Raw genomic sequence first — 12,759 nt, 5'->3', positions numbered from 1 at the left:
CTGCCCTACTGCCTTATCCCCACGACTATCTCCGTCAGAAACCCGGCCAAATCGTCGGTGACGAAGTCGACATCATCTTCCTGCGCCGGATCGCGCTCCCAGATTTCGGAGAATGTCGGCTCGAAATTGCGCGGCACCACCAGGACCGTCGTCATGCCCAGTGACTTCGGCACGGACAGGTTGCGCGCGAGATCCTCGAACATCACCGCATTGTGGCCGGTGACGGCGTGAAGTTCGGCGAATTTCTCGTAGGTCTGGCGCGCAGGCTTGGGGTTGAGCCCGGCAGCGACGATATCGAAGATGTCGTCGAAATGATCAAGGATGCCAAGCTGGCGCGCAGTGCGCTCGGCATGCCTGCGGTCGCCGTTGGTGAAGATGAACTTGCGGCCGGGAAGCTGGCGAATGGCGGTGCCGAGGACGGGATCCGGCACCAGCCAGGAATAGTCGATGTCGTGGACCTTCTCGAGGAAATCGTCGGGGTCTATGCCATGGCGCGTCATCAGCCCGTTCAGTGTCGTGCCATATTCCCGATAAAGTTCCTTTTGCAGCTTGCGCGCGTCCTCGCGCGGCAGCGACAGCAGTTCCCCGACATAGGCGGTCATCTTGACGTCGATCTGCGAGAACAGATTCGAATGATGCGGATAGAGCGTGTTGTCCAGGTCGAACACCCAGTCGGTGACATGGGCGAAGCGAGCGGGGTCGGGGTGTGTAGCCATGCGCCCCTTATGGCACGAAACGGACGATCTTGAAGGGGCTTTATCCACAACTTCTACGCGCCGAAAGTGGCAGAACAGTCTCACCGTTCAAATTTTAGGCATCTTGGAAAGGTGGCCTTCAGGGCTTGCTGGCACAGAGGCGGTCCAGTGGGAGCCAGCGATGAGCAGTATAATTCTGAAGTCCGCCACCATTGCTTTCGTCTCCGTCGCGGTTTCGCTCCTTCTGACCCTGATCATCGTCCCCGCCATGGGATTCCCGGTCAACCGCATGATCTGGCTGACCTCGACATTGTGTCCGCTGGTTCTTGCATGGGCGGCCTGCGCAAGCACGTTCTGGCACAGCGACAGGCTGAAGTCGGCGCATCGCGACCTTGCCCGCACGCACGCCCAGCTTGCCGCAGCGCATCGCCGGCTGGCGGAAAAGGCCAGCCGCGACGACATGACGGGCATGCTCAACCGGGAAAGCTTCTTTGCCGTGCTCAACGGCTCCCGGCACAAGCCCGATCGCGGCGCCTTGCTGATCATCGATGCCGACCATTTCAAGATGATCAATGACAGCTTCGGCCATCTGACCGGCGACGACGCGCTGCTCCTGATCGCCAGCGCCATCAAGCGCGGGGTGCGCGACGGCGACGTCCTCGGCCGCATCGGCGGCGAGGAGTTCGGCGCATTGCTGGTCGGAGCCACGGAACGGGAAGCCAAGCGCGTCGCCGAACACATCCGCCGCGAGGTCGAGCTAATCCGCTTCCGGCCCGTGGACGAGCGGACCATTCCGCTGACCGTCAGCATCGGCGGAACCCTCTGCGACGAAAGCGCCAGCGTGTCGGAGCTGATGCGGGCCGCCGACCGGCGCCTCTACCAGGCCAAACATCGGGGACGCAACCTGGTGATCCTCGACACCGACATCTCCGAGGCGGCCTGAACGGGCCGATCCAGCATATCGGCCTGTTAAGGAGTCTCTAACCCTGTTTGCACTCGGCTGCGCATTGTTCCGGCTTGCAACCAGTTTTGGCACGCTTCTGGCTTCGATGATGAAGCATGTGCCGTTCAGGGACCATGCCTGGATGTTCAGGGAACATGCCTGGATGTTCAGGGAACATGCCTGGATAGAGACCCCGTCGAGAGACCTGTCATGAGTTTCCTTATCAAGAAGATATCGCGCCGAATGATCATGCAGACGCTGATCGCGGTGCCTGCCCTGTCGCTGTTCCGCAAATTGCCCGATGCGGGTTCTTCCGAAGCCGCCCCCGATGAGATCGTCGAGGTCAATGGCTGGATCCTGAAGCGGAGCGACCTGGCATGATCTTCGACAGTTATGAGGCGTTTCGCGCCGCGAATTTCACGCCCAGGGTCTGCGTTCTCGGCTCCGGCCCGGCCGGCACCACGATCGCCAGAAAGCTCGGCGCCGCCGGCATACCGGTCGTGGTGCTGGAGGCCGGCGGCAGGGAGTTCAGCGACACCTCGCAGGATTTCTACCGCGGCACCACGGTCGGCGATTTCTATTTCGATCTCGATATCACCCGGCTGCGGTTCATGGGCGGCAGCTCGAACCACTGGGCCGGCTGGTGCCGCGTGCTCGACAAACAGGATTTCGAGCCGAAGGCGTGGGTGCCGGACACGGGCTGGCCGATCCGGCGCAGTGACATCGAACCCTATCTGCGCGAAGTGCGCGAAATCCTGGAACTGCCGGATTTCCGGCCGGACGCGCCGATCTCGGACGACATCCGCTGGGTGCAGCTGATCAAGAGCGGTGCGGTGCGCTTCGCTGAAAAATACGCCGACGAGCTCGACAAGAGCAGGAACATCGCTGTCGTGCTCAACACCTGTGCCACCGAGCTTGCCGGCGACGGCAGACGCGTGACCGGCGCCAGGCTGCGGTCGCAGGGGCAGGATGCCGGCTTCTTCAGCGCCGACTACTTCATCGTCTGTACCGGCGGGCTGGAGAATTCGCGGCTGCTTTTGTGGTCGAACCAGCGCTCCAATGGCGGCGTCGTGCCGAACGCGACGGCACTTGGCCGCTACTGGATGGAACACCCGACCTTCCAGGGCGGCAACGCCATCCTGGCCGACTATGGCGCATTCGAGGTCGATGCGGTGAACGAGGCCTTCTTCTCGCCGATGCCGGCCGCGATGGAGCGGCTGCGGATCATGAATTTCGGCATCAGGCTGATCGAGACGCCTTATCCCGGCGTCAAGGACCTGATCGCGGATCTCGCCTGTACGGCGCCCAACATGGCGGAGTGGCTATCGGGCAGGCTCAACCAGAACCTGCGCTGCGCGGCCCAGCTCTATGTCGCCTGGGAGCAGGCGCCGCTGGCCTCGAATCGGGTCGAGCTGTCGAAGACCGTGGTCGACCACGCCGGCGTGCCGCGCATCGAGCTGCACTGGAAGAAATCGGACCTGGAACGCCGCACGCTGCTCGAAGGGCTGAGGCTTTTCGGGACGACGCTAGCCCAGAAGAATCTGGGCCGGGTGCGTATAGCCGACTGGATTTCGAATGGCGGCGACTACCCGACGGACGAGGAGACGGCCGGTCACCATCACATGGGCGGTACGCGCATGGGCACCGATGTCGCCACGAGCGTCGTGGATGCCAATTGCAAGGTGCACGGGATGGACAATCTCTATGTCGGCGGCTCCTCGGTGTTCTGCACCTCGGGCCAATGCAACCCGACGACGACGATCACGGCGTTGGCCTGCCGGCTCGGCGAGCATCTCGGCAAGGTGGTCGCCGCCTGATCGTTCCGCAGCCCCGCGAAATCACCTCATCCCGGCAAGGCCGCGTCACATGATGGCGCCGGAGCGGCTTAAAAGCCGTTTATGGCGATGCGCACCAGCACCACGGCGGCAGCCAGCGAGCGCTTCAGCGCTTGAGGGATCGCCGAGCTCCCAGCTCTTTGCCTCACGCTATTCTGGACGGAAAACCGTGAGCAGTTTTCCTGGTATTGCTCCTACGCCCGCCGCTCCGACCGGCCGAAACGCCGTTCGAGATAGGCCTGGCCGAACTCCAGCGTGATCGACAGGATCCAGTAGATCATCGAGGCGGTGATCAACATCTCGATATGGCGGAACTCCGTCTGGCCCATGGTGCGGGCGAGATACATGATCTCCCAGACGCCGACGACCGACACCAGGGACGAGTCCTTCAGCATGGCGATGAACTGGTTGCCGGTCGGCGGGATGATGACGCGCATGGCCTGCGGCAGGATGACCAGCGCCATGGTCTGGCCGGGGCTCAGTCCAAGCGCGGTGGCGCCTTCGCTCTGTCCGCGCGGAATGCTTTCGATGCCGGCGCGGAAGATCTCGGTCATGTAGGCGCCATAACACAGCGACAACGCCAGAATGCCGGCCGGCACCGCGCCGATCACGTAACCGACCTGCGGCAGGCCGAGATAGATGATGTAGATCTGCATCAGCAAAGGAAGGCCGCGGAACAACGAGGTGTAGAAAGTGGCCAGCCCGTACACAATGCCGTTTCCGGTCAGTTTGGCGATCGCGCCGACAAGTGCGATGGCTGTCGCGATCAGGATCGAGATCGCCGAAATGTAGAGCGTGGTGGTGACGCCCTGGGTGATCAGGAAGCCGATCTTCCTGGCGATGAAGGCAAGCGACAGGTCGAAGGAATAGAAGAACAGCATCAGGAGCACGAACAGTTCGATCCAGACGCCGACGATCTGCTGCCGTCGGGGCAAAAGCAGCAGCAGCTTGCAATTCACCAGCACAACGAGCGCGATCAGCACTGCGGAAAGCGCGCGCGACAGGGCAGGGTTGGCCTGCAGCCAGCCGGATGCGACTGGAATCACCGAGCCGATCCAGCTTGACTTGATGCCCATCGCGTAAAGGCCGGCGGCCAACAGCGCCAGCACGAGCCCCGCCGCTGCGCGGCGGGTGATCCCCGGATAGAAGAGCATCAGCCTGCCGATCATGCCGTCACCTTGTCTTTCGTGGCGGCATGACGTTCTCGCCACCAGTCCTGCGCCTGCAATTTCCAGTAGGTGAGCTGCGCGGCCGCCAGGCCGGCGGCGCCGCCGGCCCAGCTCAATCCGAATGGCGCGAACTGCCGGTACCGGTCCGAAACGCCCAGAATGCCTTCCGCAACGACTTTTCCGGCGATGGCCGTGGTGTTGAGACCATGGCCGCCGAAAGCCGTGCAATACCAGACGCCCGGCTGCAATTCGCCGATCTGGGGCATCAGGTGACGGGCATAGGACATCAATCCGGACCAGGCCAGTTCGGTCTTGAGGTCCGCAAGCTGCGGATAGGTACCGACCATCTCGCGGCGCAATTCGCGCGCCAGCGCGTAGGCAGAAGCGGCGCGCGTGGTGATGCGCCCGCCCCACAAAAGGCGATTGCCGCCATCGACCAGCCGATAATAGTCGCCGGCCCGCCGGTTGTCGCCGACCGCGTCCGTGGTCGCAACGGCTTGCGCGATCAGGCGCGGCGCCGGCTCGGAAACCATCACATAGGTCGCGATGGGCAGGAAGGCGCGGTGGAGCTGGGTGAATACCGGGCCGGTGTAGCCGCCGGTAGCCACCACGACGCGAGTTACCCGAAGCGTGCCCTCTCGAGTGCGCAGCATCTTTTGCGGCCCCGACAGATCACATTGCACGACTTCGGAGCTCTCATGGATGCTGCCGCCAAGCCGCTCGATCTCATCGGCCACGGAACGCAGATAATTAAGCGGATGGATGTGAAAGGCTTTCGGGTCGCGCAGGCCCTGATAGTAGCGAGCCGATTTAAGCACCGAACGGACGTCTTCTCTGCGCAGATATTGAAGCTCGTATCCGTGGTCGCGCGCCGCCTGGTCGGCATAGGCCTTGAGCGCGTCGCCATCGTCGTAGCGCAGGACGCTGACCAGCCCGTCGCGCGGCGTGGCGGCCGATATGTCGAGCGCCTCGATGGTGTGACGCACGAATTCGACGCCCTCGATCGACAGCTGGTGCAGTTGCCGCGCGGCCTCCTTGCCGACGCGTGCGGCAATGGTGTCGCCGCCGGTGGCGAAGCCAGGCGTGACGAAGCCGCCATTGCGGCCGGAGGCGCCGAAACCGACGACCTGGGCCTCCAGCACGGCGACGCGCAGCCCGGAACGCGACAGCTGCAGCGCCGTGGTCAGGCCGGCCAGTCCCCCGCCGACGATGGCCACGTCACAGTGCGCCTCGCCGCGGAGCGGGGGCCTGATCTTCCGGTCGATCATGGTGCGGGCGTAATAGGTATCCGGATAGGCCATCGGCGACTTTCAACTGCATCCCGCTCGTCAGGAAAAGCGCGTAGCGCTTTTCCCTGGGGAATTGCGCAAGAACAAAGGTTTGGAGAGGGGTGGCGATTGTTTTAAACGCTGCACCGCTCCGGCATCTGACACGTGATGCCCGCCGGTCGCCGAGCGGTGGCCGGCGGGCAATCCAACGTCATTTGGCGCTGTAGTCCTTGCCGTACCATTTCGTGGTCAGCGCGGCGAGCGTGCCGTCCTTCTTCAGCTCAGCGATGATGCCCGAAACCTTTGCGGTCCACTCGGGATCGTTCTTCTCGGCGATGACCACGAGCGGTTCCCGGAAGGCATATTCCCCTTCGAGGATCTTCACGGGATAGCCGTTCTTGATGGCGTTCTGCGCCGTCTGCTCCGGCGCGATCACGGCATTCAGGCGGACGCCGTCGCCAAGCCGCAGGTCATCGAAGGGAAGCATGGAATCGGCGAAGGTGCGGATCTCGCCGGGCTCCAGCTTGTATTCGACGGGAGGCAGGCCGGGCGCGTCGATCTCAAGCTTGCGGCGGATGAAATCCTCCGAGGTGGTGGCCGTCTCGACGCCGATCACCTTGCCGTTGAGATCGGCGACCGACTTCGCGGTGCTGTCCTTGTGCACGACGTAGACATAGGGGCTGTAGTAATAGATGCCGACAAAATCGATCACCTTGGAACGGGCCTTGGTCGGCGTGACCGAGCCGACGCCGAGGTCGTAGCGCCCTTGCCAGCGGCCGCCGGTCAGGGTCGCCCAGTCGGGCGTCTCGAACGAGACCTCGACCCCCAGCCGTTTGCCGATCTCGCGCGAGACGTCGATGTCGAAGCCGGCGAGCTCGTTGCTGTCATTGAGAAAGCTTTGCGGCGGCCAGGCGGCGTTGGTGGCGACGACCATCGCCTTCTTCGACGTGACGCGATCCAAAGTTTCTCCGGCCATGGCCGCCGTCGTGATCGCGAATGTCGCGACGGCAAGAATGGCGAAATCGAGCAGTTTTTTCAAAGTTATCCTCCCTTATGGATGCAGCTGAAATGACGGTACCTGCGTCGGGCACCAGTGGTTGTTTCGATCGGCCTCGTCCGCGACGTCTCCGCGGCGTACCGTGGCGTTCGGCTTGCGGATGCAAGTCCAACGCGGCTCGGTGTCGATTTGCGTCCATCGCAGCCGAAGCTGTTCCCCCTCATGGACTGGCGTTTGTGACAGTTGACACTCAGGTCGCGAAAAGCAGGGTTCCACCCGGCGAAATGCCGGATAATGGCAGCCATGCAGTCATTACGTGCCGTGAGGCGGCAAAATGCCGGATATTTGCGCCTTGCGCAGCCTGCACCGGCGGTTCCTGAGGATTGTCGCGGCGGTGGTTCAGCCGATAGGATCGCGCCGAGCGATTGGACGGGTTCCAGGGCGGATCGAAGGAGAGGATTGATTGTGGAATTGACCGAAAAAGATCGCCAGCTGCTCGCGCTGATGCAGAAGAACGCGCGTGAGCCGGTCGCATCACTGGCGCGTCAGCTCGGCGTATCCCGGACTGCCTTGCAGGAGCGCATACAAAAGCTCGAGGCGGGCGGGGTCATCGAAGGCTACGCGGTGCGGCTGACCAAGGAGGCGGCACAGAATTCCGTCCACTGTTTCACCTTCGCCGCCCTGAACAACAAGAGCTACCCTGACGTCTCCAGGAAGATCAAGGCGATGCCTTCGATCCAGGCGGTCTATGCCATAACCGGCGAGTGGGACCTGATCATCCATGTCGCGGCCGAGACGCTCGAGAAGCTGAACCGGGAAGTGAATGCGCTGAATGAAATCAGCGGCATCGTCAAAACCGCATCGCATGTGGTGATGGAGACGAAGTTCAATCGCAACATCTATGCCGCACTGTAGGAAGGGCGAGGTTTCGCTCGCCCCTGCCCATCCAAATCCGGCTACACAGTCGCCGGGTCGAGTGCGGGCTCGCCCATGCGGCGAGCGACGATCGCCCCGAAATCAGCGGTCTGGAATGTGTCGCGCAGCGCGTCGAAGGACGGCAGCACGAAATAGACGCGCTGGAACTTGTCGATTTCGTAGCCCGTGCGCATCACCGTTTCCAGGTCGAAAGGCGCATGGTGCGCATCCTTGCTTTCGACCGCGAACTGCAACTCCGTGAAGGATGACATCAGACCGGCGCCGAAGGCCTTCAGCGGATGACCACTCTCCTGCATGAGGCCGTATTCGGCCGTGTACCAGTAGAGCCGGCTGATCATTTCGTCGCCGCCGAGCGCGATGATGTCGCCGGCCTTCTGGCCATACATCTGCATGAAGTCGGCGAAGACCGGCTGCGACAGCACCGGCACATGGCCGAAGAAATCATGGAACATGTCGGGTTCGACGATGTAGTCGAGCTCCTGCTGCGTCCGCAGCCAGTTGGTGACGGGGAAACGGCGGCTGGCGAGATGGTCGAAGAAGGGCGCGGCCGGGATGAGCCCTGGCACGGCGACGATCTCCCAGCCAGTGAGCTTGCGCAACTTGGCACTGACTTCGTCGAAGTCCGGGATGCGGTCGAGCAGGCCGAGCTTGTCGACGCCGTCGAGATAGGAATGGTGGGCGAGCTTGCGCGTCAGTTTCGTCTGGCGGTCGCACAGCGTGCGCCACACCGCCTGTTCCTCGGCGCTGTAGTCATAGCCTTGCGCCACGGTGAAATCGGCACGGCAGACCGAGTAGTCGCCGCGCAACCCTTGAGCCGCGCAGTCGCGGGCATATTCGGCAACGCTCATCGTCGTCATGGTTTTCTCCTCGCCAATCTTGAATTCCGGATGTCCCCGAAGTTAACCGGACTTGCGGAGGCAAATCGGTTTTGGTGATGGCCGGAATGAGGATTTTTGGATAACATCCACTCGGAATGGGCCATAGCGGAGTGAAAATGCCTCAATTCGACGATTTCGAGATCAAGATGCTCGATATCCTCCAGCGCGACGGACGCAAGCCGGTCTCCGAACTGGCGCAGGAGATCGGCCTGTCGACGACACCTTGCGCGCGGCGCTTCGAGGCGCTGCAGGAGGCCGGCATCATCAAGGGCTTTGCCGCCGTGCTCAGCCGCCGTGCCGTCGGCCTGACGGTCGAGGTGTTCATCCAGGTGCGGCTGGTCAGCCACAGCGACGGTTCGCCCGAGAGTTTCATCGCCGCGGTCCAGCGCATGGACGAGGTATCATCCTGCTGGACGATGACCGGCGACCACGACTTCCTGCTGCATGTCATGGTGCCGTCGGTCGACGAACTCAACGCCTTCGTCATGCACCGGCTGATGCGGCTTGACGGTGTGCGCGACGTCCACACGCAGCTCGTGCTGCAGAACATCAAGGGACCCGGCCACGTGCCGCTCGGACATCTGCGGCGGTGATGGCGCCGGCCAGCATGGGCGGATCACCCATGAAGAGGTCCCGCCATGAAGCTCGTTCTCCATGCGCTGGTATACGCAGATGGACGGCGGCTCTGGTCCGCGAGTCTGGGGATTTCTGACGCGCGATGGCCGGATGAAAGATGGCCGATTTCCGGAGCGCGCCACAGACGCGGAAGAGCAATCGATGGTGTTCGAACGGACGGCATGGAAACCTGCCGTGCTCGCGGCCATGCATTCGCACCGCGCCTGACTTTTTCACGCTGGCCGTTACCAGGCTGCGCGCTACTTCCTGGAAGCAGAGGGTGTCCGGCAGGAGGAAGCGATGGAGCTTGTCACCCATAAAAAGATGAAAGAGGGCCGGCTGATGCCTTGGGGAAAAGGCACCGTCGTCAGCGGCGCCAGGGGCTATGTCTTTCTCGCCGGCAATACGGGCACGGCCGAAAATTACGACCCGTCGACGGGCAAAGGTGGCGCCGTCGGGGACGCGGCGACGCAATGGCGCTCCATTTTGACGACCATCAAATCGGACCTGGAGGAGCTTGGCAGCTCGCTCGAGCATCTCGTCAAGATCACCCAATATGTCAAAGGACCATTTCCGGACGGCGGCGTTCTGAGTTCCCCCAATTTCCGGCTGGACGTCATGGACGAATTCTTCGCCGCGCACTGCCCGAAGCACTGCAGCTACAACAATCCGCCGCCCTCGGAGGTAATCGGGGTTGCCGCACTTGCGCATCCCGATCTCGTCATCGAGATCGTGGCGGTCGCCGCTCTGCCGGATTAGCGCCGGGCGCGACAGCCCACAAATATCAGGGCACGATCAGCGTGCCGGCGCCGTGCTCGGTGAACAGTTCAAGCAGCACCGAATGCGGCGTCTTGCCGTTGAGGATGACGACGCCTTCGACGCCGCGCTCGATCGCCTCGATGCAGGTCTCGACCTTCGGGATCATGCCGCCCGACACCGTGCCGTCCTTGATCAGCGCCTTGGCCTCGGCGACCGTCAGCTCGTCGATCAGCTTCTTGTCCTTGTCGAGCACGCCCGGCACATCGGTGAGGAACAGAAGACGCGAGGCCTTGCAGGCGCCGGCGATGGCGCCGGCGAAGGTATCGGCATTGATGTTGTAGGTGTGACCATCGCGGCCGGGCGCCACAGGTGCCAGCACCGGGATCATCTCGGAGCGCGCCAGAAGGTCGAGCAGCGTGCGGTCGACCTCGACCGGCTCGCCGACGAAGCCGAGATCGAGCACGCGCTCGATGTTGGAGTCCGGGTCGATCATGGTCTTGCGCGCCTTTTCGGCGAACACCATGTTGCCGTCCTTGCCGCACAGGCCGATCGCCCATTCGCCCTCGGCGTTGATGAGCGCGACGATCTCCTTGTTGATAGAGCCCGCCAGCACCATCTCGACGATCTCGACCGTCTTCTGGTCGGTGACGCGCAGGCCGCCCTCGAATTTGGATTCAATGCCCATCTTGTTGAGCATGGCGCCGATCTGCGGCCCGCCGCCATGGACGACGATCGGGTTGACGCCGGACTGTTTCAACAGCGCGATGTCGCGCGCGAAGGCTTTGCCGAGTTCGCTGTCGCCCATGGCGTGGCCGCCATATTTCACCACCACCGTCTTGTTCTCGTAGCGCTGCATGTAGGGCAGCGCCCGCGACAGCAGGGCGGCCTGCATTTCGGCGGTGGCGGCGATGTCCGTCATCGGCGTGGTTCCCTGGCTTTTGATTTCATGCCTGTCGTTGCCCCAAAACCGCTGCGCATTTTTGGCGACATGCATCAGGTAAAGACGGCGGCGTCTTAGCGGGAATTGACGCGGGCCGCAAACGGCTTTGCTGTCATATTCGGGCGGCTCACGACCTCGTCATCACTTAAGGCACCATAAGCGGCGCCCTGCGGCCAAGCCAACCGGAGATCTTCTCCATCTGCGCGGCCAGGGACAAAAGCGTCTCCTCGTCACCGGGGCGGCCCGCGGCCTGGACGCCGAGCGGCAGGCCGGCTTCGGTGACGTAAACAGGGAGCGCGATGGAAGGCTGGCCGCTGACATTCTGGATCGCCGGCCAGTGAGTGAACCACAGGCTCTTGTCCATCAACTGGCCGAACAGCGGTTCGATCCTGAGCAGCGCCGTGAGGCGAAGCTTGTCGAGCATATTCTCGATGAGCTCGTCGGCACCCTTCGGGTCCATCGCACCGCAAGCGAGCGGCGGGTGGGCGATAACAGGCATCAGCACGGCGTCGTAACGCGCCGTCTCCGCAATCAGTTGCCGCGAGGCGGCATGCAGCCGCTGCAAGCCGGCATAGGTCTCGCCGGCCGAGACCATTTCGCCCAGTCGGCCGAGCACCCGCGTCGCGCGCTCGATGTCGCCGGTGACGGTGCGGCCGACGCGCACCGCCTCGGCCCGCAACATGCCTGCGACAGCCGAGGCAACCGTTCTGCAGAAATCGGCGAAGAAGTCGCGACCGATGGAGGGCAAATCGATTTCCTCGACGCTGTGGCCGCCCTCGCGGGCGAGCGCCACCGCGGTATCGAGCGCTTTCAGCGTCTCGGCCGAAATCGGCAGGCCGAGCGGAGAGTTCCGGTACATTGCGAGCTTGAGCTTGCCGGGATCGCGGGCGGCAGCCGCGGCGAACGCACCCTTCGGCGGCGGCGCGACATAGGGTGCGAGCGGGTCGGGGCCATGGGTGAGGTCAAGCAGCAGGGCGCAATCGCGCACCGAGCGGGTGACGGCATGGTCGACCACCATGCCGTACCAGCTTTCGCTCACCAATGGCGACAGCGGGACGCGGCCGCGCGAGGTCTTGAGACCGACCAGCCCGGTGCAGGCAGAAGGCACGCGGATCGAGCCGCCGCCATCTGAGGCATGCGCCACCGGCACGACGCCGGCGGCGACCAGTGCCGCAGCGCCGCCGGACGAGCCGCCGCTGGTGTGGCCGGTGTTCCAGGGATTGCGGGTGATGCCGAAGGCTTTTGATTCGGTCATCAGCCGCAGCCCGTGTTCGGGCGATGTCGAGGTGACGATGGGTGTCAGTCCGGCGGCGAGATAGCGTTCGGTCAGCACCGAACTGACCTCGGGCATCCAGGCGGGGATGCGGCTGCCGCCATGCGACGGCACGCCCTTGATGGCGATGCCGAGATCCTTGATGGCGAAGGGCACGCCGGCCAGCGGTAGGGAACGATCGATGCCCTTCGCCCGGCTGCGCGCCGCATCGTAGAGTGTCTCGGCCGTGGCATTGATTTCAGGCCGGCTGGCCTCGGCGCGCGCGATCGCCGCGTCGACCAGTTCGACCGGCGAAACCTCGCCCTTGCGCACCAACGTGGCAAGGCCGGTGGCGTCTTCTTCCCACAGCACTCGTTCGACCGACATGCGCGCTCCCCCGATCCAGGCAAGGTAACCAGCGGCCAATCCGTTGGCAATCGAGCGATGGAACGAGTGCGGCGCGGTGCGGAAA

Annotated in this window: 14 protein-coding genes; 7 read left to right on the top strand and 7 right to left on the bottom strand. The window is 63.4% G+C overall.

Going from position 1 to position 12,759, the window contains the following annotated elements; all coding sequences use genetic code 11:
- Window positions 1–5 precede the first annotated feature (5 nt).
- A complete protein-coding gene (locus LB541_RS11655) occupies window positions 6–716 on the bottom strand; it encodes a pyrimidine 5'-nucleotidase (protein ID WP_140491455.1) in 711 nt (236 codons plus the stop codon).
- A 160-nt stretch (window positions 717–876) separates the two neighbouring features.
- Here LB541_RS11655 and LB541_RS11650 point away from each other — a divergent pair, with 160 nt between their 5' ends.
- The 3 genes from LB541_RS11650 to LB541_RS11640 all read left to right on the top strand — a co-directional run bounded on the left by LB541_RS11650 (window position 877) and on the right by LB541_RS11640 (window position 3,455).
- On the top strand, window positions 877–1,638 hold the full coding sequence (locus LB541_RS11650; RefSeq protein WP_140491457.1) for a GGDEF domain-containing protein: 762 nt from the start codon (window positions 877–879) through the stop codon (window positions 1,636–1,638).
- Window positions 1,639–1,848: 210 nt separating this feature from the next.
- Window positions 1,849–2,019, top strand: a complete 171-nt coding sequence (locus LB541_RS11645) for a hypothetical protein (protein ID WP_181165184.1) — start codon at window positions 1,849–1,851, stop codon at window positions 2,017–2,019.
- Entirely contained in the window at window positions 2,016–3,455 is a 1,440-nt protein-coding gene (locus LB541_RS11640) for a GMC oxidoreductase (protein ID WP_140491459.1), read from the top strand. The genes LB541_RS11645 and LB541_RS11640 overlap by 4 nt, the downstream gene beginning before the upstream one ends.
- 212 nt (window positions 3,456–3,667) lie before the next feature.
- On the opposite strand, the gene LB541_RS11635 is transcribed toward LB541_RS11640, so the two are convergent.
- The 3 genes from LB541_RS11635 to LB541_RS11625 all read right to left on the bottom strand — a co-directional run bounded on the left by LB541_RS11635 (window position 3,668) and on the right by LB541_RS11625 (window position 6,886).
- The gene (locus LB541_RS11635; RefSeq protein ID WP_224618461.1) at window positions 3,668–4,642 is read right to left on the bottom strand and encodes an amino acid ABC transporter permease; all 975 of its coding nucleotides are present in this window, start codon (window positions 4,640–4,642) and stop codon (window positions 3,668–3,670) included.
- Complete coding sequence (locus LB541_RS11630) at window positions 4,639–5,943, bottom strand: NAD(P)/FAD-dependent oxidoreductase (RefSeq protein ID WP_140685599.1); 1,305 nt, start codon at window positions 5,941–5,943, stop codon at window positions 4,639–4,641. The genes LB541_RS11635 and LB541_RS11630 overlap by 4 nt, the downstream gene beginning before the upstream one ends.
- A 178-nt stretch (window positions 5,944–6,121) precedes the next feature.
- The gene (locus tag LB541_RS11625) at window positions 6,122–6,886 is read right to left on the bottom strand and encodes a transporter substrate-binding domain-containing protein (RefSeq protein WP_224519058.1); all 765 of its coding nucleotides are present in this window, start codon (window positions 6,884–6,886) and stop codon (window positions 6,122–6,124) included.
- A gap of 315 nt (window positions 6,887–7,201) precedes the next feature.
- Here LB541_RS11625 and LB541_RS11620 point away from each other — a divergent pair, with 315 nt between their 5' ends.
- A complete protein-coding gene (locus LB541_RS11620) occupies window positions 7,202–7,822 on the top strand; it encodes an Lrp/AsnC family transcriptional regulator (protein WP_224519054.1) in 621 nt (206 codons plus the stop codon).
- Between the two features lie 41 nt (window positions 7,823–7,863).
- Here LB541_RS11620 and phhA read toward each other — a convergent pair whose 3' ends face one another.
- On the bottom strand, window positions 7,864–8,700 hold the full coding sequence (phhA, locus tag LB541_RS11615; protein WP_140728795.1) for a phenylalanine 4-monooxygenase: 837 nt from the start codon (window positions 8,698–8,700) through the stop codon (window positions 7,864–7,866).
- Between the two features lie 137 nt (window positions 8,701–8,837).
- On the opposite strand from phhA, the gene LB541_RS11610 reads away from it, so the two are divergent.
- The 3 genes from LB541_RS11610 to LB541_RS11600 all read left to right on the top strand — a co-directional run bounded on the left by LB541_RS11610 (window position 8,838) and on the right by LB541_RS11600 (window position 10,095).
- A complete protein-coding gene (locus LB541_RS11610; RefSeq protein ID WP_140491470.1) occupies window positions 8,838–9,314 on the top strand; it encodes an Lrp/AsnC family transcriptional regulator in 477 nt (158 codons plus the stop codon).
- Window positions 9,315–9,375: 61 nt separating this feature from the next.
- A complete protein-coding gene (locus tag LB541_RS11605; protein ID WP_140628632.1) occupies window positions 9,376–9,564 on the top strand; it encodes a hypothetical protein in 189 nt (62 codons plus the stop codon).
- A gap of 72 nt (window positions 9,565–9,636) precedes the next feature.
- The gene (locus LB541_RS11600; protein WP_224618460.1) at window positions 9,637–10,095 is read left to right on the top strand and encodes a RidA family protein; all 459 of its coding nucleotides are present in this window, start codon (window positions 9,637–9,639) and stop codon (window positions 10,093–10,095) included.
- 25 nt (window positions 10,096–10,120) lie between these two features.
- Here LB541_RS11600 and argB read toward each other — a convergent pair whose 3' ends face one another.
- Together argB and LB541_RS11590 are read right to left on the bottom strand one after the other, a co-directional pair.
- On the bottom strand, window positions 10,121–11,014 hold the full coding sequence (gene argB / locus LB541_RS11595; protein WP_140491474.1) for an acetylglutamate kinase: 894 nt from the start codon (window positions 11,012–11,014) through the stop codon (window positions 10,121–10,123).
- 166 nt (window positions 11,015–11,180) lie between these two features.
- Window positions 11,181–12,674: an amidase gene (locus LB541_RS11590; RefSeq protein ID WP_140524235.1), complete on the bottom strand. Its 1,494-nt coding sequence runs from the start codon at window positions 12,672–12,674 to the stop codon at window positions 11,181–11,183.
- Window positions 12,675–12,759: the final 85 nt, after the last annotated feature.

The organism is Mesorhizobium sp. BR1-1-15 (assembly GCF_020165475.1).
GTDB lineage: Bacteria > Pseudomonadota > Alphaproteobacteria > Rhizobiales > Rhizobiaceae > Mesorhizobium.
This window is presented reverse-complemented; position numbering and strand designations above follow the sequence as displayed.